This window comes from Paenibacillus dendrobii (genome assembly GCF_009807035.1).
Classification (GTDB): Bacteria; Bacillota; Bacilli; order Paenibacillales; family Paenibacillaceae; genus Paenibacillus_AQ; species Paenibacillus_AQ dendrobii.
In genome coordinates, this window is the sequence record NZ_WUBI01000001.1 from 657,269 (window position 1) to 683,788 (window position 26,520).

Consider the following 26,520-nt stretch of genomic DNA (forward strand, 5'->3'; position numbering starts at 1 on the left):
GATTAATGAATATTCCGTCTATCTGAAGGTGTATCTTCTACGTTTGCATATCCCTCCGCATGTTCTCCGCGCCAATTGGCAGGCGTATCGCCTTCCCAAGCGCGGAATGCGCGGTAAAATGAATTTTGGTCTTCATATCCGATCAGGAATGCCACTTCCTTGATATCGAATGATAAATCTGCTAAATACATCCGTGCCTGCTCATGCCTTGCTTGTGTGAGAAGATGGATGAAACTTGTGTTTTCATCGGTTAGACGGCGCTGTAAAGTACGGTCGCTCATGCCTAATTCCTTGGCGACCATCTGTACATTGGGACGTCCGGCGCTGAAACTGCGCTTCATGATCCATTTGACCATCTCCGACACGGAACGATTTCCTTGACGTTCATGCAGCGTGCGGTCCAGTGCCGGGGTGAGAATCTCAAGCAGCTCTTCATTATAAGTAAGGAAAGGACGATCCAGATCTTTCCGATGCAGCGTCAATCGATTGCGACTGGCATCCGTTCGGATACTGCACCCAAAATAAGCTTCAAGAGTCTGTACATCTCCCATCGGCTGCGAAAATTCTACAGCACTGGCTATCAGATGCTGACCTGTGCCCCGCCGTCCCAACTCAAGCAGGAATGCCAATGTGATCCCCACCAGCAATGGTGGACAAGATTGATCGGTAACGAGCCATTCTAAATCAATGGTACATTCCTCGCCATCTTCAATCATCCTTAACCTTTCGGGAGGACAGAGCTGTTTATAACGGGCCATCCGGTGCAAAGCATCGCGATAATCACGAGCATGATACGTGGCCAATATAGTTGGTGGATATTTTGTTACTTCATAAATGGTTGCAAGTTTGATCATCCCTTGGGCAATATCACCCGCTAAATCGGAATACGCCTGCCAGATTGCATAATATTGGGCGATATTCACAGTCGGCTCAGTTACAATCGTGAGCGGCAATCCGGCTTTGCGGGCTACTTCATGCGAGGCTATCCCCAATTGACGCAGTCCTTCCCAAAAACCTAACGGCATTTTTAAACGGTCAAAGGAATGGGTGGCCATTCAATTCACCTCCTTCTGTTGACTGACACATATGGATGAGAAACATCCTTTCGCTTCGTTGACTTACGGATCTTATGTTACCCTTAACTTTCCGATATGTAACTAGCAAAGAGTGACAACACACTAGCAAATTGCGCCGTTTTCAAATGTAATATTCTAGAAAACAAACAAGAGAATGAAGTGAGAAGGCTCAATGTTATCAAAAAAGACTGGTATATTGCGTTTTTTACTCTACAATGGAACGATATTCTTGTCCCCAGACAACAAAACCAGGAACTCCGATGTTTTGAATTCCTGGTTTTGGGTTCTTATTCTAGAGCGTTCACTAGAAATTCTCACTCAATTGTTTTAGCGACTTATATGTTCTCTTTCACGACATTATCACCTGAAGAAAATGTTATCTAATTATTTTATTCCGCTCGTAAAATCCTTTATTTTTTTAGAGATTTCTTTTGGATGGGAACGATATAAATAATGTCCCGCGTCCAATAAGACCATTTCTCCATGTACAGACTTCTCTATTTGCTTCTCATGTTCGGGGATCCATCGGTCCGTCACAGGGTGATTCGCTTGAACAAAGAAAAGGACCGGTAAATCAGAAGGAAACGTTAGCTGTTCTGCTGCTTTAAAGTTGGAATACATGCTCACTGCCTCATTTAATTGAGTTGTGTTATACATATTTTTACGTAGCAAAATGTTCAATTGTTCTTTAGTTTGTTCATCATAGGGCAGTCCATCATAAGGGTCAGCACTCAATTTCAACTGTATACGGGCGAAGCCCAAGGTACGGAACCATTTAATCGGTTCTGTCACGGACGAATCAATCTTCTGTTCACTCAGCGAGGGAACGCTGCTATCCAGCCCGATAAACGCTTTTACTTCGTTTGGATATTGGTTCACATAAGCCAGACTATAGAGCCCAGAAATAGAATGACCCATGAGAAAATAACGATCTACATGGAGACTTTGTAACGCTTCATGAATTTCGCTTACGATATTTGCTGTACTACGCTCCTTCTGGGTTAGATCACTCAATCCGTAACCAAAAGGTTCAATCACGACGACTTTATAGTCAGGGATTAACTCTGATATGAGTGGTTTAAAATCAAGTGCAGGCGCCGCAGTTCCATAACCAGGAAGAATCACAATGGTTTCATCACCTTGGCCTTGAATGAAAACATTCATCTGTTTACCATCTACTGATACATGCTGACCGTATTGTTCCATTCTTTTCTGTTCTGAGTGACTGCTGATTTTATTCACGGTATACACGGTGGCGATAAAAAGTAGGATGACTATCAATACTGCGACGATTACTTTAAGCAAAATATGTAGTACTTTCTTTGTTTTTGAACTATTCCTTACTTGCTTTCCTTCTGGTTGTGTCAAATTATTCAGCTCCTCTTGTTATCGATACAATGGGTTTGCGATCCACTAATGCAAGTCTAGCAAACCAATATGTCCTCTCAATGAACGCCATATGAACGGAGTATGAACAAAGCTTTTTCGGCAATCGGCACAAGCTCATGTCTTCGCTTCGGGATAAGGAACTTGTGTCGATAAAACAAAAAAGCCGCTAATTTAGCGACATTGAATGGGACTATGTTTTTGTCCTATAACAGTTTTGTTTCTTGTTGGAGGTATACACTCTCTACACAAATAGAGATTTTTTGTGAAACCAATGTTTCCAGGAGTTATATAAATTGAGAAAATGGTTTTAACAGAGACTGAATCATATTATGGCTGTGTTCTTTTAATCCATTCGGTCGAATGGATTCCATGCAAAATAAGCCCGCCGCTCTTTGCAAGCGGCGGACTTCCTGCTTATCTAAAGCCTGCGTTTATGGTTGTAGCTGCCAGAGTGCGGGCACATTGCTCGGCTCCCAACCCGGCAAGGAGGTATGGTTCTGGACGCATTTGTACACCTTGCCGTTATAGGATACGAGCGCATTGACCGCATAAGCGGTATTTGGCGCCCATGGCGTTGCACTCGGACCGTCAGGCGTTGACACCGTCACGGCATTGCTGTTGCCAGATTCGTTGTTGGACGGGTCGTAAGCGCGGACGGTAAATGTATATTGCGAGTTCGGAGACAAATCGGTAACGACCTTTTCGGTTGCCGTTCCAGTGACGGTAGCGATCACCGTGCTGCCGTTGTAAATCCGGTAACCGGCGATGCCGGAAGCATCTGTGGATGCATTCCACATCAACGTGACTGACGTCGATGTCGGCGTGCCCATCACATGCAGGCCGGTCGGATTGGTCGGCGGCGTCACGTCAACCGGTAACTGCGTGGTCGTAAACTGGACACTATTGCTACCGGGCGACCGGTTGCCGGAAGCGTCGAACGCCTTCACCGCTAAGTTATAAGTCGTGCCTGCCAATAGATTGGTGAGATTGGCGCTCGTCTGATTGGCAGGCGTAGTGGCGATGACACTTGCGCCGTTGTACACCTCATAACCCGCGACGGCATTGTTGTCCGTCGAGGCTCCCCAAGTCAGCGTGGCCGTCGTTGTACCAACGTTGCTGACGGCCAAATTAGTTGGGGCCGTAGGTGCGATGCTGTCACCAGGACCAAATTGGGCATCGATGACGATGTACCAGGCGTTTTGGGTATCCGCGATATCCCACACGCCGAGGATGACATGATAACCGTCTCTTTGCGGCACGTTGCAGGTATGGGTTAATGTAGCCGGCGGCTGCTGGCCATTCCCGTTAATCGTGCAGAACGGAGTCAGATCAAACTGGGCGCGGGTCAACGGTGCATTGGGATTCCAATCCGGCTTGGTGATGAAATAACGGTAGCTTGTCGTGGCATGACGAGCGGTAAAAATCCAAGTAAAGTTGTTGGTGCCGCTCGTCATGTTCACCTTGTTCCAGCGCGTGGCTGATTGCTGGTCAAGCTGAGAGAAACCAGCAAGGCCGGCGCTGGCGATTTTGCCGTCAGGGGGTCCGGCAGAAGGAAATCCTTTCGGCCCCTCCAGGCTCTGAGGCTCATAGATGATCGGGCCGCAGTTGGTATTCAATCCGTTTTTACACTGGATCGCGCGGCTGGACGGATCATTAATGTATCCGTGAGCTGACACGGTCTTCGAGAAGGAGAACATACAAGCGAATAAGAGCAGCAATCCGCCGCCAATCAGCATGAATCGCAGGATGAAACGGGAATCCAAACGAGTTTGAACCATCGTCATATTACCTCCCATGATTTGGTTTGGTCATGATGTGCCTTTCGTTTTTCGGACACCATCTTTGCCACGATCTTTTGAGCTGTCTCCTCTCTTGAATATATTCCAGACAAAGCTGTGCACAACCGTTAACGTGCGGGCATCCGCTCCTTTTTTAGGCTGTTTTATACAAACTCCTTAGAGCTTATATACTCTTACAAAGTCATGAAAAACAATACCTAATCACATGGTGAGAAGCGTAGAAAAGCGGGTTGGAAATCTTCATGGAATGGGGAAATGAAGCTTAAGAACTCTGCTCTACTATATAGAAACAGCTATGTAAACTGCTGATAAATGCTGACATTCATAATGCGCAACGATGTAGAGATATGTAGAGATCAAAACCAAGTAAGTACGCCTATGGGTAAAGCATGGAGGGGATTGGAATCGTGTCTCAAATTAGAGGGATACAGATAGGCATAATAGAGTTTCGTCACAAATGGTGTCGTGTTAGCGGAGTGTCAAAAAGCCAATTGAAGTTGATGATTGGGTTATCCAGAAACGAAAATTATTTACCAGTAATTGGATGTAAATATTATTAAACAATAACCAAATAATGTCAATGGTGTAATTTATCCGCTCTTCGCTCCGGCAGCTATGAAGAAATCCAAATTTAAGGTTGCATACCAAACCCAAAATCATAATGAAGAAACCCCTCTAACTTAGCACTTGATTGCAGTGCATGTTAGAGGGGTTCGCGAGTAGCTGCTATTGGTAGCGAATACTACTTCATGATACTAATGGATTTCGTAGTATTATCGAAGAATACATCTGCGCCAAAATACTCGGCAATGAAGCGTAATGGGAGCATCGTACGTCCGTTTACAAGTTCAGCTGCTACATCCATTCCTGGTGCAAGTTCACCGATCGCAATCGGCAAAGTCTGACCGTTCAAGGTAATCATTACGGTTTTCGTCATGTTATCCCAGCCTACATTTGCTCCTAAGCTCTCAGCAACAAAGCGCAGTGGCACCAACGTTCTGCCGTTAACTACCATTGAAGCAACGTCCATACTCATTTCGATTCCGTTTAATTTATACCCTGTCTTACCTAGAGTAAGTTCCAATTTCACAGGTTCAGGCTTGGTTGTAACGAAGATATAGCCTAGCCCGATTGCCGTGAAAGTAAATTTACCTGTCTTATGGTCATAGATGCCGCCTATACGTTCCATGTTACCGTCTAATCGAAGCATGACACCGCATAACATGCTCATATCGTTAGTCGACAACCTCTCTTTTGTCAGATCGAAGGTTACAGGTATAAGCCCTGTGTAATCCGTTACTTCCCGGCCATTTGCGAAGATCTTCAACTCATATCCCCGCCCTATAACTCCGTCTCCTTCATCTACAGGTTTAATGACAATCTTCATCCTCTTGCCTGTATTCAACTGCTTCAACAGTTCAGGTGACAATTCAACAGATACGGTGTCATTCGTAACGGTTAGCGGTTTGTCGGCTTTAATAATTGCACTAATCGTATCGCTTTGTATCTCAAGCTCATCTTTTCCGGCTGACATCGTCAATTCAATGGAATTGCCCTTCTTCAGCTGCTCTTTGATTGCAGCATCAATACGATCCGTTACCGGTGATTCTGGTGAAGGAGTCGGCGTACTGTTTTGGCCACCCGAACTACCGCCATTGTTATTGCCATTATTGCCGCCGTTGTTATTTGCAGTAATAACGATAGTTAACTCTATCGTATCCATGCCAGCATGATTGGAAGCCGTAACCGTGAATTTGTACGTTCCCGCTTCAGTAGGCATCCCTGAAATAACGCCCGTAACTCCTTCTAATTTCAACCCAGCAGGTAAATCATTATCGCTCACTGTCCAAGTCATTGGTTCGTCGCCGTATACCGCTAATGTTACTGTATACGGTTGTCCAACTTTGCCGCTTGGCAGATTCTTAGTGATAATCTCTGGAGCTGTATCAACCGGCTTATCCTCTGTGACCTCGATGCTCAATACTTGCTCATCCATCCCAAAGTCATTCGTTGCTGCAACAGTGAATTCGTAATATCCTGCCTCTTGAGGCGTACCCGAGATAACGCCTGTTGTTTCATCCAGGTTCAAATCTTCTGGTAAATCGCCTCCCTGGACCTTCCAAGTCATCGGTTCGCTGCCATATACCGCTAGTGTTACCGTATACGGTTGTCTAGCTTTGCCACTTGGCAAATTCTTAGTGATAATCTCCGGAGCTGTGTCAGTTGAGACATCTTCAGTGATCACTATATTGAACGGTTTCGTGTCACTGCCTGCGTCATTGTTAGCTTGAACGTTAAACGTAAATTGACCCCATTGATCCGGTATTCCCGAGATAACACCTGCATCTTCATCCAAGCTCAATCCTGATGGCAATTGACCATCTGCAACGGCCCATTTGATCGGCTTATCGCCGTCAGTGGTAAGAACTGCCGAATAAGGTTGTCCTACCTTGCCATCCGCAAGTGAATTCGTCGTAATCGTTGGCGCCGTACCTGCGTCTTCAACCCATTTCGCATATAATTCAGTATCCTTTGTAACAGGATCAGCAGCAAAATCCCAGGCAGCGTTTAATCCTGCATCTTGATACCAACCGCCGAAAACAGCTTTATCTTTGATCGGCGCTGTTGGCTCGGTAATTGTCCCGCCCATATCAGCGAACTTCATCACAACTTCGCTGCCACCGTTGGAATCAAAAGTTACCGCAAAAGGGTTGTGTGCGCCGATGGAAGGCGTTCTGCCGCTAAGTGGATTATCGAAGAAGTCTGTTCTCTCCGTCATATGAGGCAGTGCGTTCGCGCGATCCACATATGGACTTACAATTTCGGCACCTGCACCATAGGCCAGGTTATTACCGTCAGTAAGACGGAACCCGTTCATCGCACTGTAATCCAGCTTGGCTTCCACTGTTCCGCTGTTGGTAATCCAATGTTCCGGCGCAGATGTATAATCATTTAATATAGAATTTAGTTCCTCTTCCGTTACATAGCGGTTATCTGTTGCCGTTACGCCTGAACCTAGATATCCGCCACCACCTGCATTCATGCTACCAAAAATATTAGCCGGATATACAATGTTGTTCGTAAACCGTCCGGCTGCAAATGGAGCTGATGTTCCCCCGCCTTTCAGACCAACCTGGTTGTTTGCCCCCGTGTAGGCAAATATATTATTTTGGAAATAAATGTGTAAGTTGGAGGCTGTCGGGTCAAATACTAACGAACTGCTATTCTTCAATGGCGTGACGATCACATTGTTATAGTATAATCCGCTTAATTCCTCGCTCGTTGAAGAACCTCCCGCAAGTAATACAAGACTGTTAAAGCTCTTGTTAAAATCCGGGCTGCGACCGTCGTTCACGCTAATGTTATAGCGAACGATATTGCCCTTGGCAGCATTCATCTGTAAGTACCAACCGCCATAGTTATTTCGGCTGTAATTGTATTCATACACATTGTCCTGACAATAGTTGTCAATATCCCAAGCCATGCCGTCATTACTTGCATGATAAGGGTTATCCACGGCCTCATTATAGCGGAAGATCGTGCCTTTACTTGCCATAATCCACGCTGCCGCATAGTTTTGCGAACCTAGATATGTTGGCGTTGTATTATTTGGCCCCCAGTTCGCAACCAGGTTGCCGCTCTTATCGCTTAAATAGCTGTAACCGCTGTCCGTGATCACATTTCGTTCCACAAGGGAGTTGTTCCCGCCGGACAGGACCATGCCATCTCCAACCGAACTAGAAACCCAGTTGTTTCTAAACACAGCGTTTGATGCCCAAGGATAGCTGGAGTTACTCCAAGTAATGCCTGTGTTATTAGTCCCTGGACTGCTTGGCCCGTAGGCATTATTGCGAATGCCTTCGTTATCGCAGCGAAGGGTTTTGTTGCCTTCAACCAATATATCTACATATCCATTAATAATGATGCCGCCGGATACCTTACTTGCTCCATTTGCTTGGTGCAGCCCATTGACATCATGAACATAGTTATCTCGAATGACGATTCCTTGCATACGAGCATCAGCATAATCTTGAATATTAAACTGGCCTTGTCCCAGCTTGGAAATCCGTGACATGACAGCGATGCCGGAACGGCCGTCACCTGCTGCATTGCCGATGTTCGTCACTTCAATTCCACTGACTACCCAATAGTTAACGTCATATAACTCAATTGTACCGTTTAAGGAAATGCCTGATGGGCTCGACGCTGTTCCCCCGCCGTTAATGATCGGTCGCTGGTTAGGATCGTTCGTATTATATTTTGTAAGCGTAATTGGATTTCCTTCCTCACCATTGCCGCGCAGTCTGATTTGTTCACTCCATACACTATTCGCATCCAGATAGATGGTTGAACCTGGCATAAATACATATTCATTAATCTTGGAGATTGATTTCCATGCCGTAGCAGGTGTGCGTCCATCTGCATGATCGTCACCGTTATTGGAGAAATAATAATCACGGACTTCAAGGGGTACAATGTTCAACTCGAATGTGATTTCGGCAGGATTCAGATCAAGTCTAACGGTATATTTCCCCGGCACGATATGATTTCTAGCGAATGATTCCTTATTAATCTTCAATACATTACCGCTAACTGTATAATCCACATCCCGCTGGAGAGTTGCAGTACCAATCTCCACTCCCGCCAGATCCGCTAAATCAGGATTTACGGTGATATTATAGTCATCCAGACCAATGACATATGTGCTGTCTTCCAAGTGACTATACTCTTTAGGCAAGAGCTTTAATGTAATAGAAGCAGTTCCGGTTTGGGCGGTTATTCCACTATCGATCACATATACGTCATCGATAAAGTGCCTGTTCTGTATATCCTTAACCGTTCCAGCCTTGTTGCCCCAGTTCGTCGCAAGCTGCAATGCATCGATCTTGGAAATATTGTTCTTAATCAGGGTATCAAAATTGCCGCCATCTGTTGATTGCCTTCGAATGTCTTGTCCATCGATTTTATAGGTTGTTCCCGTTGATGTAACGAACCATTGAAATTTATGCCAGCCTTCGCTTCGCTTGACATCGACAGGATAGAATCTCCCGGATGAACCGGGTCTGACTGCATAATTGGTCAGATTGGCCGCCCAGTCGCCATCTCCATTGCCATAATTTATTGCGATATGTTCATTGGACGATGGGGTTAAGCCAAAGACAGCGTGGTCATTGGAAGCCGCTCTGCCATCATCATAGTACCAAGCAGTAACGATGGTTGTCTTACCGGTTGCAGGGGCGTAATTATAGGTACCTGGAACCGTAGCCACCTGACCGGCGCCGCTTGTTGTTGCGGCCTTTGCCCCTGTACGGGACATTTCATCGCTATGAACATATCCGTTCGCACCATTTGAAAATTTCTTCTCCCCTTCAAATCCATCGTAAAACATAGTGTCAGCTTTATTGAAGTAATCAACGCTCACTTGAACAGTGACCTCTTCGTTCCCTGTCGGAACATAACCTTTCTTAACCGTCACGAATCCGGCATCATCGACTTCAATCTTATCCTTGTCTTGATCCGCCGGGCTGAAGCTGATGTTATCGGCAACGAATACATCAGCAGTATCCACGATTAACCGTGTTCTATCTCCTGCCCGTAACGTATCGTTCTGGCGAATTAGCGCAATGTTGGCTGAATATTGTGTACTCTCCCCTGATTCATCAGAGTCCAAGAACCGTGACGTTGCGTTGCCGTTTGCTTTCACTTTAAATGTATCATGTAAAGTCGGGGACAAAGCTGCATCATTGCTTGTTGCTGCAATCGGGCTTCCATTAGCCACACCATTACTGAAGAGTTGAACCGAATAGGCAGATGCGTTAGCGACGCGATCCCATGTGGCATGTGTGCCATTCCATCTGACATTAGCCGGTGCTGGCAATTTCTCGATCGTCAATATTCCGGATGCTGCAACTTCTTCACTGATGTCCCCCGCATGATTAATGACAATGGCTGTAACCGTGTAATTGCCCGCTCCCAGTGCCCTTGCATAGGGCAGAACATGATGCCTTTCATGATTGTTAGGCTGGTCTGGTCCACCATTTTTTGACAAATAATAACCAATAGGTACACCGTCTTTGAGCAGTGTTACAAGGGTATCACCGTAATTGGATGCGCCTGTATAAATGCCCGTGTCCGGGTCAAGCGTCGGGTTAATTGGCGCATTCACCTGTGTATTGGTGGTTATCAACAATGGTACAGCAAGGGATTTCACCACTACTCCCTCTGCCGAAGACACTTCGCAATAATAAAATTCCCCTTGTTGTGAAGCTGAGTCCACATTGGGAAGCGTTAATACCGCCTTATCTGCTCCGCTGACTTTTGACCCGTTCAAACCTGTCTCGTCGTCAGATACATACCATTGATATGCTGCAGCAGCGGCTGATGCCGTAACGCTAAATGTTGCTGTCTCACCTTGTTTCACTTCTATTGCTGTTGGCTGAGTGATTATTTCTAAATTTGGCAATCCGCCGGGAGGTACCAGATTCAATGTTAATGTTCTGGTTCCAGTGGTCGTAGCCACATCTTTTACAACATAGAAATCGTCGATTAGATGTTTATTTTTAATATAAGCTTTGTTGCCTGACTGGCCGTTCCATCCTCCAGCTATTTTAGGCTGAATGGTTGTACCGCTCTTCATAGCTTTGTAAATATCACTTTGCGCTGAATCGGATATTAATTTTCCGTCGATTTGTAACGTCGCACCATTCGGTGTAATGAGCCACTCGAATTTATGCCAGCCTGTGGAACGTAAAGCCCCGCTATCTTTCCAACGGTTGCCTGCTGTACCCGCTGATGATGGTGCATACGCCCAAGTATATCTCGTCGGATTATGAATAACATCTGCCTCTGAACTTTGATAGAATGTCCCGGCAAAGGTGGCATTTTTGCCATCTACAATAGCAAATTGAGTTCGATCCGACGCTGTCTTCTCCTCATCAGGATACGGGTCAAAATACCATGCCGTCATCTTATAATTGCTGCCTGCCGGCAATGCCACGTCTTGGGCTACATTTTCATTATTCGTATCATTTGATGGTGTAATCGCTTTCAATCCAGAACGGGACTGAGCATCGGACAGCGCGAATGATGAACCTAATTTGCCTGTTGATGTCATTGGACCATTGTTGTTCTCGAAGTCCTCCATGAATAACACATCTGAGTCATAGTAATAACTCGCCGTGGCCGTGATTGTCACCGGGATGCCCGGTGCACCTGGCGACGCAAATGTATAACCGCCAGCTAAAGCAATGTTCCCCTGGTTATTAACAGTTAACAGATTCGAATTGCTGGAATCATAACTAACCTCGTCCATAACCGGTCCTTTTACCAGGCTGCTTAATGGCGAACCTTTATAGGTAAGATTCACCCTGCCTGCCTGACCTGCCGCTTGTGTCAACTCCAGTACAACGGCGTCAAAAGATTCGCCCCCTCCCGCAGCCGATACTTCAGATGAAGGCGCCAAGCCGAACAGACCAGGGAATACTAAGGTCGTTGCCGTAGCAATCGACAAAGCTTTCTGCATCCATCTCGATCGTCTCATCCCAAAATCCCTCCCTTTGAAATTAGTAAATGAAACCTTTATAAAACATCTGCATCTATGGAAGCTTCAATAAACACAGATTTTTATAAACCTAAAAACATAACGATTCTAGTTCACTACGAATTCACTGAATCGATTACCGTTATACATGATCTTCAACTTATTCGTATTTGCAATGAAAGCTCGCAAGTCAGATTCCGCCCATCCGTTTATAATGGAATCTTTCACTTCTTCCAGTTTAAGCTTGGTGGTTTCCGGTTTTGTGATTAATGTGGCAACGACATCCTCGCCCATATATTTACCGATTACGGTTTCACCTACAGAAGCAGCAGCTAATGACTCCCAGAACTGAAGAGACTCGGTATCTTCTTTGGAGATATCCAATCGATTTAGCACTTTCTCTTCCTTGGACTGTCCCGCTGTCGCTAACGCGGCCGTTAATTCATCAGCAACGCGAACATATTCCGCACTTTTCGATGCATACTCGGCTTGCAGCTCGGCATCGCTCATTTTCGTTTTTTTAACCTGGGTTTCTACCAAATCCGGCCAACGGGCGCCGCTTAAATATTGCATGTATTGATATAAATCAAACTGAGGCAACCCATAGTAAGTCCCTCCTGAATCATCCATCTTAGCTCGCTTAACATTTTCATCTTTCATGTCGGATTTTAGCTCATCAAAGCTTCTGTAAGGGGCGATCCCCCGCTCGTCTGCAATAAATTGCTCCTGCTTGGTCTTTAGCAATGCAGTCATCGCAGATTTTTTGGCATATTCGGATGGGGTTTCAAGATTTTCGCCGTATGGACGTGTCCAGAAGCCTTCATCTACTTGTGCCCCATAGGTTCTGAAGAAATAGTCTGCCGTTATAGCTCTCTGCTCTTTGACATAAAATTGAAATTCTTCCTCAGTTACGGCGTATCCATCTACTGTAAATATCCAATTTTCAGGCAGATCCGCCTTATTGTTCGTTAAACTCAACAAGAATAAAGCAAGAACAATAAGCGCGGTAAACAAGATAATCACTGTTGATTTTCGTTTTATAATCCCCATGACGTCCCCCCTTCCAATATTCAAACTACCTTTGCAAGAAAGCCTATGACAGTGAATTCGTCGACGTTATTGGAGTAGTTCCCCAATTTAAATGGTTAGACATCATTGTAAGTTTAGCGATCCCCGAATGTAAGCGCTTATTTAGACTGAAGTAGAACAAATTTGACTTATAAAAAAAGTCCTAGTTCGCAATTATGTGGTGTGCTAGGGAGCAATATCATATAAAGGAACTGTCGTTTTGATAAAAAATACCTCTATTTGGGCTTCAACAAGATGGTCTATTGCGAGCTGTCCGCTATAATCCCCAAAACACTAATGGCTTCGCCCTCTGAAAACAAAGGACGAAGCCATTAGATATTAACGTATAAATGTAATTCTGGGTGATCATTCAATACAGAATCAGCAGTTGTGTATTGTTAGTTCCTTGAAAACCGAGTAAAATCCCCATCTCTCCCAACTTCTATAAAGACGACTTTTGTCATTTTTATAATGCACGTTGAAAATATGGCGACTTTCCCTTCATTGTACGTCAATTTAGGTCCTACAACACTGATTATTGCTGCGTGTCTGATCCATTCGTAACGGACAAATAGTAACTTTGGCTTGCTAATTCTATACGTTCGCCTATCATTTCCTCGTAAAGGGTCAACTTATATCCTCCGCTACTCATATCCTTATACAGATTATTCGTATAGGAGGCCGAATAGGTATTATTACCCTCGATGAGATCTGTACCAATGCTGAGGGTTTTCTCTTGCGATTGACCGTAAGGATCGGTCATTCGAAGAATCAGTTTATGATCCATATTTCCGATTTCGTACCGATTATCCCGCTGCAAATCGTAATTGATCGTAATATTCATTGTATCGCTTCCCTTCATTTTTGATCCTGTCGAATTGAGAACGGATAACGTATAAGGGAGTAACGGTACATTCGTGAAGTTCGATTGCGGCGAATTCCTCACCGGACTTAGCTCCAAAGAAGAAACATTGACAAATCCGGTTGGATCGTCTCCCGGCCCACTGTATTTGTTGTCAGTAATCCCTTCTCCCAGGTACATCTGAAGGTCTGAGGTTGATACCGATTTAGGAAGCTTTGTCCAGAATACAACCAACTGCTTGAATCCCGGCGTCGCGATAGCATCCGTTTGATTGGATACTGCGTGATACAACTGACCGTCAGAAGTTCTAAAATAAGCTTGGAGCCTCTGCATCTGGCTTTGCCGCTTTTCTTCATTACTCAATAGCATCTCGCTGTATACTATGTTATAGTTGCTTCCTTCATAGACGGTTGTTTTATTTTCTTGAACTTTCGCTTTTTTTCCAATCGTTGAAATCGTGTAGCTTCCACCTTTATCGATTGCTGTCACCGCATTCATGGTTCCTCGCGTGCTCAGCGTCAGGAAAGGCACTTTCACATCTTTATCCGAGGAATACAGCTCTATTTTTATGGAATTAAAATCCGTCGTATACGGCACCTTGGCCAGTACGTTCAACTCCACGCTTTTTCCCGGAGCTAACGTCGTCACATTGCTATCCGTGAACAGCTCTGTAGACGAAGTTAAATCGTCATTGTCCAGCTTGAACGCACCCTTAAGCTCCGGCAGCGAAATATTCTTGGACTGCGTGTTCGTAATATTCAATTTGGCGATTACGATATCTTCATCTTTCCATGGGAAGCGCTGCAATGAGTCCAGGCTATAGGAAAATGTGCCGTACTGATTCGTTGTATTATATACAACCTCTTTTTGCGTATCGGTATGAAGCATGTATGGAATCGTAAAGTAGGCGACCGGTGTATTCAGTTTCATCCCTGAGGATGACCCTCCCGACCCGTTAGTGCCTGATCGATTGTTTTCTCCCGCTGTCTCCATACTACCCGCTTGATCCTCAGAACCTGCCTTGCCTCCGGATTTCGCGACCGATTCAATCATTTCGAGCTTCAGAGAATTCTGCTCCACCTCAAGCGGGATTTCTGCATGGAGCGGAATGACCTTCTCCTCAAGCGGCTTCAATGTCAATCCGTTTAACCTTCCCGCTTCCACTGGAAACGATTTTCCGTCCGACGATCTAACCGACAGTTCATATGTAGGCATCGTGACCGGTTTGTCGCCCTTATTTTTAAGATGCAGCTGGAAAGACCATTGCCCTAGGTCGTTTTCTGCATAGACACTGGCATTTTGCAGTTTCGTTTCAACTGAATTGCTGTTAATGTCAATGTTTTTGATCTGCCCGGGGCCGACAACCAAATTCGGCTGAACCGCAGCTGGAAGAGCGTATGAAGATGTAGCGTATTCCAGCTTAAGCGTTTCATCTTTCCGGGTGAATTGCAGCTTCATATTGTCGGTTTTCAGATAAGGAGGAATTTCCGTCACATAATAGATTGTCTTCTTCTCCTGTGGCTGAATTTTATATCCGACTTGAGCGCTGCTTAGCGCCAACTCATACCTGCTTCCTCCCGCCGACACCAAATATGCTGTAGTACCGGAGTCTTCCAGCACTTTGTTTCCGCGGTTGATCAGCATGAATCCGACTTTCGCATATACTTTTCCATTATATTTATAGATTTCGAGCGATTGGCCTCTTCCCGTTATTGGGATATCTTGAATGAACGTATTCATGCTTTTACCGCTTGCTGCAGCGGGAGAGTAATTGGCGGGAAATGGGAATACACCAGTTTGTCTTAAGTATCCCTTCGCATTTGCATCCCAGATGAACATGCCTATTTTTATCCCTTTTAACGAATTCATCTGACCGATATTAACGTAATACGTTACACGCGTGCTTCCCTTAGCAATGACGTTTTTCTTCAAATCCTCTTCGTGGATGGGACGGCCCTGAAGAACAGAACCGCCGGGTGTAATCACCTTTGAAAAGTAATTCCGAAGGCTGGCATTGCGGCCGCTGCCATTGGAATAGTTAAGCGTATATGACAGGATGTTGCCGCCGGGCTGCTGCCAGATGTTCGCATTTTCCAGTGACACGTTGACATTCGAGCCAAGGGATACCATGCCTAGGCTGCCGGGTAGCGAGCCCGCATTATTTTTGGTGTTTGCACTGGATTGGGCAGAAGCAGTTTCAGCCTGTTGCGCTGAAAGCTGACTCAAAACCATGATCCCGGCAAGTAACGCAACGTATATTTTTTGACGCTTCCCCATTGCTTTTCCCCCTTCCGGTTATTACTCGTTCAGATACGTCATCGCCCGGCTTTGAATCAGATGAATCACTTCTTCGAGAGATTTTTCGCCGTTATAATACGTTTTAATCTCCTCAAGAACGATTTGCAGCACTTTGGAATCCGTGTTGGAGTTTGAGTCAGCTTCTTCAATTAATGGACGGAATTTTTCAAGCTCTTCAGGCGTTTTGGTCGTTGGTGTATCGCCGTACTTCGTTTTCACGGTTCCGTTTTTCGCCTGCTCGACCAGATCATCAAACTTCTTGTTGTAGGACGTTTTATTGATTGGCATACCGTTCATTTCAGGTGATTCCTGCATTTCATCAGATATCAGGAACTTCAGGAAGGACCATGCCTCCTGTTTCACCGGGGAGTTGTTATTGATACCAAAGGTCGTCGAATAAAATGACAGGTGGTTGTTGTTTTTATCCACCGACGGTGATTTCAAAGTTTCATGATCATCGAACATAATATATGACGTAGGGTCAAGAATCGCTCTATCCGAGAACAAAGCGTGGTCGATATCCACAGATTCTTTGGTCAGAATTTCGTTTTTATACATGCTTTCAACTTGTTCAACCCATTTACGGAACAATGGAGAGTCAAAGTGGGCCAGCTTTTTCACCGGATCTACAAGCTGCGAGTAGTTTTCCCTGGCAAGTTGATACAAATAAGACTGCGGCTCACTGTTGCCATTTGCGTAGATATCATCTCCGGCCTTTTTCTTTACTTGCTCAGTCACATTTACGAAGTCATCCCACGTCCACGGCTGGTTTACCGCTACACCTGCCTGCTGAAGCAGCTTATTATTGACGAGCATCATATTCAGCTTCACGTCGATCGGCAGTGCCAAGAGCTTACCGTCATTTTCTGAAGCTTTCCAAATGTTTTGGAAATAATGATCCTTTTTAAAATCGGAATCGTCTTTCATAAGATCATAGGAATTGGCGAGCAAGTCTTTTTCGGCATACTTTCCGATCGGAAGTCCGGTCATGGAGAGGATATCCGGCCCTTTGCCAGACATCATTTCAGTATTTACCGTGCTTACATACTTTTCAAATTCCTCTTGTGTCATCGCGGTAGCCATCTGATTCTCGGCAAGTTCTTGTGCTTCGCGGTAAGGCTTAATCACGATGTCAACATCAGGATGGGTTTTTTCATATTCCTGTTCAGCATTTTGCAGGAAACGGTTGGTATCCGTCACGGAAATCGTGACCGCTTTTTTACCTCCGTCCCCTTTGTCATCGTCGCTTGTTTTATCGCTGGCACCTGGTGCGCCGCATGCAGACAGCAGCATCGGGATCACGCAGATGATCGCAGACACCTTTCCCCATGTACTTTTTTTCAATGTATTCATCTTCATTCTCCTCTCATGATTTGACCCGCACCCGATCCCCGTCTTGCAGCGGTTCGCTTGATTCGGTAATAATGTCATCCTTCTTGGTTAATCCGCTCACCAGTGCTTGATCCGCAGAAGATGCAATGATTCGGACATACGCTTTTTTGACGGTATAATCATTGCCGAATGCGCCAAGCTGCTTCTCGACGACGAGCACATATTTACCGTCCTGATCCTGTTTCATCCAGTCATTGGATATGACATATCCCTTCGCATCGTTGACATGGATGATTTGGGTTGAAGCTTTCATGCCTGCGGCCAAAGCCATATTTTTAGGCTCTTCCGTCACCCCCACCGTCACTTGATAGGTTGCAGCGCCTGGGGAAGCTGAATCATCCTTTTTCTCAGACGCATCCGGAGCAGCCATGCTCATTCCCGAACCCTGGGAATTGCCGCCGCTGTTTCCGAAAACAATGGATTCGATATTTCCTTTCACTTTCGCCGATTTCTTGCCTTCCGTTACTTGTACGTCTACCGTTTCTTTTTCTTCTAACCATTTCGCCTGATCATCCGGAATCGAAAATGTGAATTGATATCCGTCCGCTTTTTTTACTAATGTCGCTATTGCTTGTCCTGCAGAGGGAATATCATCTTTGCTTGCCTTGATTTCCGTAATCGTTCCGGCATAAGGAGCTTTCAGGTAGCGTTTTTTCTCTATATCATTTTTTAACGCCTGCAGCTTTCTCTGCTCTATGCCAAACTCAATTTTATAGGAATCGAGATTACGGGTGGCATCTTGAATCTTGATCTCATCGCCCCCCAAAGTCGCATCCAAAAAATCCTGCTTCAACTTGTCGCCATTTAACTCCTTCTCCTGAATAGCGGCTTCTTCGTCCAGAAGCTGATGATTTAATTCGCTGAGATCAAATTCAACGAGAATATCGCCTTTCTCAACGTTGTCTCCCTCATTCACCCGGATCTTTTTCATAGGCAAACCATTTTGATTCGTCATATCGGTCTGTTCGGTTGCTTGCAGCCTGCCATCGCCGTTGATTTCGGCCTTGAGTTTCTCATCGGACGGTGAGGCGGTCACAACCTTCGGCAGCATTACATTTTGAATGGTTCCGCTAAACAGCGTAAGCAGAATCATCGCTATCACGAACACGATTATCAGCCATTTCCATACCTTTCCACTTCGCTTCTCTGTATCCAAAGAACGTTTCTCCTTTCAACATCCTGATCTCGAGTCCGTTACTCTCTTTAGCCCTTGATACCTGATTGCTGGATGCCCGCGATAAAGTGCGGTTCCGCGTTCATGAAGAGAAGAACCATCGGAGTCATATATACAACCGAGGCCGCGAACGCTACGCTCAAGCTGTCTCCTCTTAATTTCGACAGATATACCGAAAGCGGCTGCTTCATGGCATCCTGCAGGAATATCAGCGGTTGTTCAACCATATTCCAGTAGTCTACGAACAACAGCAGGACTAACGCGACAATTCCCGGCCGGATCATCGGCATCATGATCGAAAGGAAAATTCGCAAGTGGCTGGCTCCGTCGATTTTTCCGGCTTCAATATAGGCGTAAGGAATGTTCATTAAAAACTGCCTCATCAGAAATACGCCAAATGCCGCAAATATACCCGGCCCGATGATTGCCGTCGGCGTATTAATCCAACCGAACCAATCGGCCACGATATAGTTCGGAACGAGCGTAACCTGGAACGGCATCAGCATCGTAATCAGGTACACATAGAAGAGCGCCTCTCTTCCCCGGAAGCGAAGTTTCGTCAAGGCGTAAGCTGCAAGGCTCGCGACCACGGTCTGGCCAACGATAATCGGCACGACCAGCATCACCGAATTCCAGAACATGCGCAGAAAATTGGCATTGTCAATGAGAATGTGCTTGTACTGTTCGAATGAAACCAAGTCCGGAACAAATTTCAAATTAATCCAGCCGGCAGATTGATCTTTGCCCAGAGCCGCGTAATTCTCCTGGATTTCTGGGCCTGTCATGATCGAGTTGAGTGTCGTAAGAACGACCGGAAGCAGAAAAATAGCAGCCGGAATGCACAATATTAATGTGTTGATTAGCTTTCTGACATACGGCATGTGTTTCTTGCCTAAGGATTGTTTGCGCCGAGTGGATTGAATCACGGGTACACCTCCTTTCCAAGCGTTTATTCCATGAAGCTTCGGAACCATCGTTCTGCCCGAAAAAGGATCGTAACAATAATCCAAATTGCAATCACCATAACGACGGCTGACGCTGTCAGTTTCTGAATCTCAATCGAAGCAAACATGTTGTTCATATAGTGTTGAAGCTGATAAATACTGTCATGCGGATAATCTCCGGCTAGCAGATAAGTCTCCCGGAACACTTTAAAAGATTGAACGATTGCCATCACCGCAACAAAAATGAGCGTCGGCATCAAATAAATGAGCGTAATGGCCAGTTTGGTACGTCTGGTGCCTCCTTCTATCTCTGCTACCTCATAGTAGTCTTTCGAAATGCCCTGCAATCCTGCCAGGATGAGAATGACGTTGTACCCGAGGTTCTTCCACATATACAAAAATAATACGATCCACCGTGATGCATCCGACTTGAGCCAATCCACTCTGTGCCAGCCGAAATAATCAAAGATGTGATTGAGGGCGCCATTCCACTCGAAAAATGTCTGCCAGACGAGTACGACGGAGGCAACCGGCACGACGAGCGGCAATACATAGGCTGTTCGCAGCCAGCGGCGGATAAAAAGCTTGCCGTTCAGAGCTATTGCAATCCATACCGCACTGCATAACATGACCGGAACGCTGACGGCGGTAAACCAGATGGTATTCCATGCGGCCTTGCGAAAGGATTGACTTTGAAATAACGCGATATAGTTATCGAGCCCGACAAAATGTGCTTCCCTGGTGCCATCCTGCACGGAATACACCATTCCCATGACAAATGGGACCATATAAAAAAGCGCGAACCCGATTAAGCTGGGAGCAAGAAAGCCGAGTGCGATCACCGGATCTCCCCGGAGCTTGTGTTGCAATCTCATAAGTCATCCTCCATAATGGGTTGAAAGATTTTGCTTGCCGAACTGTAGTATAAAGGACCAATGTGTCCATTAAGTGTCACGTATTTGGAAAGGAAGTTGAAAAGTAAATGATAGGCAAACAGCCTGTGGTCCTCATTGTCGACGATGAGCAATTAGTTCGAGAACTTGTTACCGATTATTTGACGGATGATGGCTACTCGGTAATGCAAGCAGAGAACGGAACGGATGCACTACGAATATTGCGTGAACAAGATATTGATCTGGTAATTTTAGACTTAATGATGCCGGGAATGGATGGATTCGAGGTGTGCACGCAGCTGCGAACCTTCTCGAAGGCACTGGTCATTATGCTGACGGCAAAATCGGAAGATGAAGACAAATTATACGGGTACGAGAGCGGTGCGGATGACTATGTTACCAAACCTTTCAGCCCAAAAGTTCTTTCGAGGAAAGTCGGTGTGCTGCTGCAGCGTTTCGGAGAGGTGAAAGCCAGCGGAAATGAAGCGGAGCAAAGCGACTTCGTTATCGACGAAGCGGCATGGGAGCTACGTATCGGCGGAGAACCGGTCCCTTTGTCATTGAAAGAATTTGAACTCTTGTGTTATTTGGCAAAACATCCTAATCATGTACTCACACGGGATAACCTACTTGACGCCCTGTGGGGATTCGATTATTTCGGTGACGTCCGTGCTGTCGATACCAGCATCAAGAGGCTCCGCCGCAAGTTAGGCCTGGAGGCTAGCCGGATTGTGACCGTGAGAGGGAACGGGTATAAATATCAACCATGAGCATATGGAAAAAAGGACGTTTAACAACAAAAGTATACTGGACGACTGCAATAAGTTTTTTACTGTTCGTCACGTTGTTTATGGTGCTTCAGTTCATATTTTTCAAGCCTTATTCGCTTCAGGTGCGAGGTTCTCAGCTGGAAAAAGATTTTCGCAGCATGTATGGACAACTGCAAGAACACATCTCCAGCAATCTTTCGAAAGTATCGATGAACCGACTGTCAGAGTTTGACTCCGACCACTATTCCCTATCCGGCATTGTGTACAAGCAGGGAAATGACGTCCAGGTTTATCTGGGGAATCGCCCGCTGAAAACGGTACCGATTGAGCTTGTCGATCCGGCCAAGAAATTATCGGTTCATTTGATTATGGCGAACCCGGACGATGCCGTTACCTATCCGAGGAAAACAATAGAACTGCCATCGCAATCAAAAGCAGATGAACAACAGAATAAAGCGCGTATCAGAAAAATTGTTACTCCTATTCATTGGTATAATGCCGATGCTGAGCGGCTCAATAATATGCTTCAATCCAAGCTTGGAGATATGCTGCAGCAGCAGCTGCACGAAGGTGTCACGACGCAAATATTTAATCAAGGTGTCGCAGGGATGTCTGAAAATGAACGAATCTGGGCAGCGATTGCCCCACTCTCCCCCGATCAGGGGCAAGAGCGTTATTTGGTTACCGTATCGACCTTAGAGCCTGTGTCTGATGCGGAGTCGCTTCTGGGCGGGTTCTACAGATACTTCTATATCGCTGCGGTCATCCTTCTGCTCGGCTTTGCATTTTTATTCAGCCGCATGATTTCGAGTCCCTTGGTTCAGTTGAATACAATGGCAAAGAGGCTCGCCAGGTTGGATTTTTCCGTGCGAGCCGACATGAAGCGAGAGGACGAGATTGGTGAGCTTGCGCAAACCTTTGATTACCTGGCTACCGAGCTGAATAGTACGATGGAGGAATTAAAAGATGCGAACGAGCAGTTGCTGCTAGATATCGAAAAAGAAAGGCAGTTGGAAAAACTCAGAAAACGTTTCGTCGCCAGCGTCTCCCATGAGCTGAAGACCCCAGTCAGCCTGATTCAGGGCTATGCGGAAGCTCTGCGAGATAATGTAGGGGAAGGCGTAAAGCGGGATAAATATGCCGCCGTTATTATTCATGAGTCTGAACGGATGTCGCGCTTGGTGAATGACCTGTTGGACCTGTCTCAGCTTGAAAGCGGAAGGTTTCGTTTGCACTTTGAGCATGTCCATCTGCGGCAGATCATTATATCTGTCTTACGTACCTTGGAGCCCATGGTTACTGGACGCCGTCTCCAGCTGAATTGGAATATCGTCCAGAATGAAGTCGATGTACGTTCCGATGCGCAGCGGTTGCAACAAATTTTTACCAATATTCTGACGAACGCGATTCGTCATGCAACCGGTGACGGAGACATTAAAATTACGGTCAGCATGACAAAAAAAAGACACGCTAGCACTCCTGCCCAAGAAGGGGTTTCTTGGGTGCAGGTGTTGATCTTTAATCCCGGAAGATCCATTCCGGATGAGCATATCCCGCACTTGTGGGATGCATTTTACCGGACAGACGAGTCCGGCAGCCGTAACGACGGAGGGAACGGGATCGGACTTTCTATCGTCAAAAATTTATTGGAACTACATGAAAGCAAATATGCAATCCGGAACGTTGAGGGCGGCGTGGCTGTTTATTTCACACTTCCGCTTTCGTCGTTGCGACAATAAACAGGAACAACCAAATAAGACCAGACATCGGTAAGATAACTATGTTCTTGTTCCCTTAAAACAAAAAAAGCCGCCATATAAGCGACTTTTATGCAGTAAAACTTCGACTTTCGATTCCGATCCTCATGTAGTGGGATTTATCAACTCAATTGCCCGTTAGATTAGAAAACGGCAGCAGAATAAAGGCTGCCGTTACTCTGTATTATTGATAGTGGGAAAATGTGCAAGAGTAAAGATTAGTGAACTAATCTTTACTCTTGCACATCTCATACTAACTCGATTCCGTAGCCAACGATATATAAATCCATAGTAAAATATCTCTTCATAGAATGGTGACACGATCCCTGCCGAAGCAACACCAAATACTATAGTAAATAATGTGACATTTCTCGGCAGACTCTTTGTTTTACTGTCGTCCACCATATTTCTTGGGTTCACATTTGTGTCATTAGACAATTGAATTTTATTGTGCGGTCAATATAATCGGGCCATCCGCAGTAATGGCGATCGTATGCTCGTACTGTGCGGAAAGCGAGCCGTCAGCAGTTCTGGCTGTCCATCCGTCGGCATCAACCGTCATTAACGCTTTTCCGGCATTTATCATCGGCTCGATCGTAAAAACCAACCCTTCCTTCAAGCGGAACCCTTTGCCTGGATTCCCGACGTGGGTATAATTAGGTTCCTCGTGCATCTCCCTTCCTACGCCATGCCCGAGCAGATCGCGCACCACCGAGTATCCGTTTCGCTCGGCATGGGTTTGAACCGCGTGCATCACATCGCCGATCCGATTTCCAACGACAGCTTTTTCGATACCAAGATATAAGCATTCCTTTGTTACCCGCATCAGATTACGGGCTTCCTCCGACACCTCTCCGACCGCATAACTCCAGGCCGAATCGCCGATCCAGCCATCCGCCTCGGCGACGATGTCGATTGTGACAATGTCCCCTTCCTTGAGCGGTTTCCGATTCGGAAAACCATGCGCAATGACGTCGTTGACAGACGCACATGTCGCAAAGGGATAACCGTTGTAGCCTATCGTGTAAGCCTTGGCGCCATTCTCCTTCAGGAACCGCACCGCGAACGACTCGATATCGAGCGTCGTGACACCCGGCCGGATCATTCCTGCTATGGCTTGATGAAAAGCGGCGACAATTTGGCCGGCTTTTCTCATTTCTTCAATTTCTTCTTTTGATTTCAGTGTGACCATTCCATTCATCTCTCCTTTGCCTGTAAGCCTGAAAAGATCATATCGACGATCTTTCCTGCATCCATATCACTTTGCATATGGTGGTGGATGTTCAATGCTGTGCAGCCAACTAGTGAGCCAAATATCAGATTGGCTGTTTTCTCCGGCGATTGGGAATCGATTCCTTCACGGATCAATTCCACAAACGGCAAATAGATCCGTCCATGAAAGTCAGAAGACAGCTTAATAAAACGGTTTCCCGGGAAGTGATGAAAATTATCCGCAACCGTTTTAAGCAAAATAAATACGGAAGGATCCTGGATGCACATCCGCAGGAGCAGCCTGGAGAACGACTCAGCTTTATGCAAACTATCGCCGTCCTCCGTCAAAGCAGGCAGTATTGCTGACTCCGTTCGATACAGGGCATCCCACAGTAAATCTTCCAAAAGCATGTGCTTATTTTTGTAGTAATGATACACGGTTCCGTAGCCGAGCTCGGCCTTAACCGCAACATCGCGTATTTCCAATTGAATGCCCTTTTCCAAATATACTTCCGCAGCCGCTTGCATAATTTGGTTCATCCGTATCTCCCGGATCGCGTCATTCTGTTCTTTGGTACGTGGTGACATGGCTCCTCCTTTTTTAGACCTGCTGTAATGTCAATATAAAATCAATATATCTCATTTGGGATTAAGGAGCAAGTACTTCGAGGAACGGTTTCTGCTTTTCGCATAGTCAAGTTGACTGGTTTGATCCTTGTAAATCAATTGCTGCAAATTATAGTTATAGTTGAACTTACTGCCCATTGGCTTAATAAAATGAGCAGGCTGCGGCAGCCTGCTCAACAATATGTGTTATTCAACTATCCTGTCCCGTTAACGAAATCGCTAGTATGCATTCCTGTTTCAGTTGTTCCGCATGGACAAATGGGCAGCTACTGAGCAGCTCAATCGGAAGAGCTGGCATGCCAAGTCATTAGCATCTCTTGAGCTTTTTGCGGATCGTTCATGAGTAGAGTCCTATACTTCAGCATCTTGTTAAGGGTATCCAGCATTTGGTCGTATTCTTCCTTCTTGCTTTCGATCTCCTTTTTCTTGCCGCGAATCCAATCTATAATCTGCAGGTTTGTGTGCGCGTTGGAGTCGTGGTCCTGCAGAACTTCCTTCAGTTCAGCCAGCGAACAGCCGATGGACTGGAACTTCTTGATGAGTTTTAACCGCTCGATAGCCTCTTCCGAATAGTTACGGTAATTATTGCTTTCTCGCCGGACATGCCGATCATCCAGCAAGCCTTCCTTTTCATAAAAGCGGATTGTATGGATCGTTAATCCCATCTTGTCCGCCAGTTCCTGAATTTTCATGATTATTTCTCCTTTGGACCGCTTGCCCTAGAGTTCACTTTATAGTTTATGCTTAACATGATCAAGCAGTCAACTCTTGAAGGAGGATATCAATATGCATGTTTTTGTTACAGGAGCAACAGGCTATGTCGGTTCCGCGGTCGTCCGGGAACTGATCGGCGCGGGACATTCCGTGTCGGGTCTTTGCCGTTCGGAAGAGAAAGCAGCGGGATTAAAGGCGACGGGAGCCAAAGTCCTGTACGGCACGCTGGACGATCTTGATACTCTAAGCAGTGCCGCCGCGGCAGCGGACGGCGTGATTCATCTGGCGTTCACCAACGATTTTTCCGACTTTGAAGGTGCGCTGGCTCTGGATTTGCGGGCCGCCCAAGCCATGGGAGCGGCACTCGAAGGCTCCGGGAAGCCGTTCATTACCACGGCTCACGCTAATGGACATACCGTGGATCAAGCCGTGCTCTCAATGGCTGAGCGGGGTATTCGGACATCGATCGTCTCGCTTGCACCGTCCGTGCACGGCGAAGGCGATAAGGGCTTCGTGCCAATGATGATCAACATCGCCCGGGCGAAGGGCTTCGCTGCCTACATCGGCGACGGAACAAACCGCTGGCCAGCGGTTCACCGCCTGGATGCAGCGATTCTGTACCGTCTGGCGCTGGAATCCGCCCCGGCGGGCTCACGGTTGCTTGGCGCCGGCGATGAAGGCATTCCGCTCCGCGAGATCGCCGCTGTTATCGGACGGCAATTGAAGGTGCCGGCAGTCAGCATAACGCCTGAAGAAGCAACCTCTCATTTCGGCTTTCTTGGCGCCATTGCGGCGTTAGACATCACAAGCTTGTACAACACTACGCAAGCGAGTCTGGCAACACGGGAACGTCTAGGTTGGAAACCGATACAGCCCGGATTGATCGCCGATCTCGAAAAAGGACATTATTTTGCATAAAAAAGGAATTTTTCCAAAATAGTACCCTTCTCAAATGAACGGGGATGCCCTTTTAACATTTTCTAATGACACGAATCAAACCACATA

The 26,520-nt window shown here is 46.1% G+C and carries 17 protein-coding genes; 3 read left to right on the top strand and 14 right to left on the bottom strand.

What is annotated here, in order from left to right; genetic code table 11:
- Nucleotides 1–2: 2 nt before the first annotated feature.
- From GRF59_RS02890 to GRF59_RS02935, 10 genes are all read right to left on the bottom strand, one after another.
- On the bottom strand, nucleotides 3–1,055 hold the full coding sequence (locus GRF59_RS02890) for a helix-turn-helix transcriptional regulator (protein ID WP_160496153.1): 1,053 nt from the start codon (nucleotides 1,053–1,055) through the stop codon (nucleotides 3–5).
- A gap of 405 nt (nucleotides 1,056–1,460) precedes the next feature.
- Nucleotides 1,461–2,444, bottom strand: coding sequence for an alpha/beta fold hydrolase (locus GRF59_RS02895; protein ID WP_160496154.1), 984 nt, complete (start codon nucleotides 2,442–2,444; stop codon nucleotides 1,461–1,463).
- A gap of 452 nt (nucleotides 2,445–2,896) precedes the next feature.
- The gene (locus GRF59_RS02900; RefSeq protein WP_160496155.1) at nucleotides 2,897–4,243 is read right to left on the bottom strand and encodes a lytic polysaccharide monooxygenase; all 1,347 of its coding nucleotides are present in this window, start codon (nucleotides 4,241–4,243) and stop codon (nucleotides 2,897–2,899) included.
- A gap of 763 nt (nucleotides 4,244–5,006) precedes the next feature.
- Entirely contained in the window at nucleotides 5,007–11,786 is a 6,780-nt protein-coding gene (locus GRF59_RS02905; protein WP_160496156.1) for a stalk domain-containing protein, read from the bottom strand.
- Between the two features lie 126 nt (nucleotides 11,787–11,912).
- Complete coding sequence (locus GRF59_RS02910) at nucleotides 11,913–12,854, bottom strand: hypothetical protein (protein WP_160496157.1); 942 nt, start codon at nucleotides 12,852–12,854, stop codon at nucleotides 11,913–11,915.
- Nucleotides 12,855–13,407: 553 nt separating this feature from the next.
- A complete protein-coding gene (locus GRF59_RS02915) occupies nucleotides 13,408–16,011 on the bottom strand; it encodes a hypothetical protein (protein WP_160496158.1) in 2,604 nt (867 codons plus the stop codon).
- A 21-nt stretch (nucleotides 16,012–16,032) separates the two neighbouring features.
- Nucleotides 16,033–17,385 carry an ABC transporter substrate-binding protein gene (locus GRF59_RS02920; RefSeq protein WP_160496159.1) on the bottom strand — a complete coding sequence of 451 codons (1,353 nt, stop codon included), beginning with the start codon at nucleotides 17,383–17,385 and terminating at the stop codon, nucleotides 16,033–16,035.
- Nucleotides 17,386–17,398: 13 nt separating this feature from the next.
- Complete coding sequence (locus GRF59_RS02925) at nucleotides 17,399–18,580, bottom strand: efflux RND transporter periplasmic adaptor subunit (RefSeq protein ID WP_160496160.1); 1,182 nt, start codon at nucleotides 18,578–18,580, stop codon at nucleotides 17,399–17,401.
- Between the two features lie 47 nt (nucleotides 18,581–18,627).
- Complete coding sequence (locus GRF59_RS02930) at nucleotides 18,628–19,479, bottom strand: carbohydrate ABC transporter permease (protein WP_160498090.1); 852 nt, start codon at nucleotides 19,477–19,479, stop codon at nucleotides 18,628–18,630.
- 68 nt (nucleotides 19,480–19,547) lie between these two features.
- The gene (locus GRF59_RS02935; protein ID WP_160496161.1) at nucleotides 19,548–20,417 is read right to left on the bottom strand and encodes a carbohydrate ABC transporter permease; all 870 of its coding nucleotides are present in this window, start codon (nucleotides 20,415–20,417) and stop codon (nucleotides 19,548–19,550) included.
- 107 nt (nucleotides 20,418–20,524) lie between these two features.
- Here GRF59_RS02935 and GRF59_RS02940 point away from each other — a divergent pair, with 107 nt between their 5' ends.
- Nucleotides 20,525–21,205: a response regulator transcription factor gene (locus GRF59_RS02940; protein ID WP_160496162.1), complete on the top strand. Its 681-nt coding sequence runs from the start codon at nucleotides 20,525–20,527 to the stop codon at nucleotides 21,203–21,205.
- Nucleotides 21,202–22,944 carry a sensor histidine kinase gene (locus tag GRF59_RS02945; protein ID WP_160496163.1) on the top strand — a complete coding sequence of 581 codons (1,743 nt, stop codon included), beginning with the start codon at nucleotides 21,202–21,204 and terminating at the stop codon, nucleotides 22,942–22,944. The genes GRF59_RS02940 and GRF59_RS02945 overlap by 4 nt, the downstream gene beginning before the upstream one ends.
- A 192-nt stretch (nucleotides 22,945–23,136) precedes the next feature.
- On the opposite strand, the gene GRF59_RS02950 is transcribed toward GRF59_RS02945, so the two are convergent.
- From GRF59_RS02950 to GRF59_RS02965, 4 genes are all read right to left on the bottom strand, one after another.
- Nucleotides 23,137–23,367 (bottom strand): CPBP family intramembrane glutamic endopeptidase, encoded by a 231-nt coding sequence (locus GRF59_RS02950; protein ID WP_160498091.1) that lies wholly within the window; start codon nucleotides 23,365–23,367, stop codon nucleotides 23,137–23,139.
- Nucleotides 23,368–23,407: 40 nt separating this feature from the next.
- Nucleotides 23,408–24,154, bottom strand: a complete 747-nt coding sequence (gene map / locus GRF59_RS02955) for a type I methionyl aminopeptidase (RefSeq protein WP_160496164.1) — start codon at nucleotides 24,152–24,154, stop codon at nucleotides 23,408–23,410.
- 5 nt (nucleotides 24,155–24,159) lie between these two features.
- Nucleotides 24,160–24,762 carry a TetR/AcrR family transcriptional regulator gene (locus tag GRF59_RS02960; protein WP_160496165.1) on the bottom strand — a complete coding sequence of 201 codons (603 nt, stop codon included), beginning with the start codon at nucleotides 24,760–24,762 and terminating at the stop codon, nucleotides 24,160–24,162.
- Between the two features lie 317 nt (nucleotides 24,763–25,079).
- Nucleotides 25,080–25,493, bottom strand: a complete 414-nt coding sequence (locus GRF59_RS02965; protein ID WP_202128476.1) for a MerR family transcriptional regulator — start codon at nucleotides 25,491–25,493, stop codon at nucleotides 25,080–25,082.
- Nucleotides 25,494–25,587: 94 nt separating this feature from the next.
- On the opposite strand from GRF59_RS02965, the gene GRF59_RS02970 reads away from it, so the two are divergent.
- Complete coding sequence (locus GRF59_RS02970; protein WP_160496166.1) at nucleotides 25,588–26,433, top strand: SDR family oxidoreductase; 846 nt, start codon at nucleotides 25,588–25,590, stop codon at nucleotides 26,431–26,433.
- Nucleotides 26,434–26,520 lie beyond the last annotated feature (87 nt).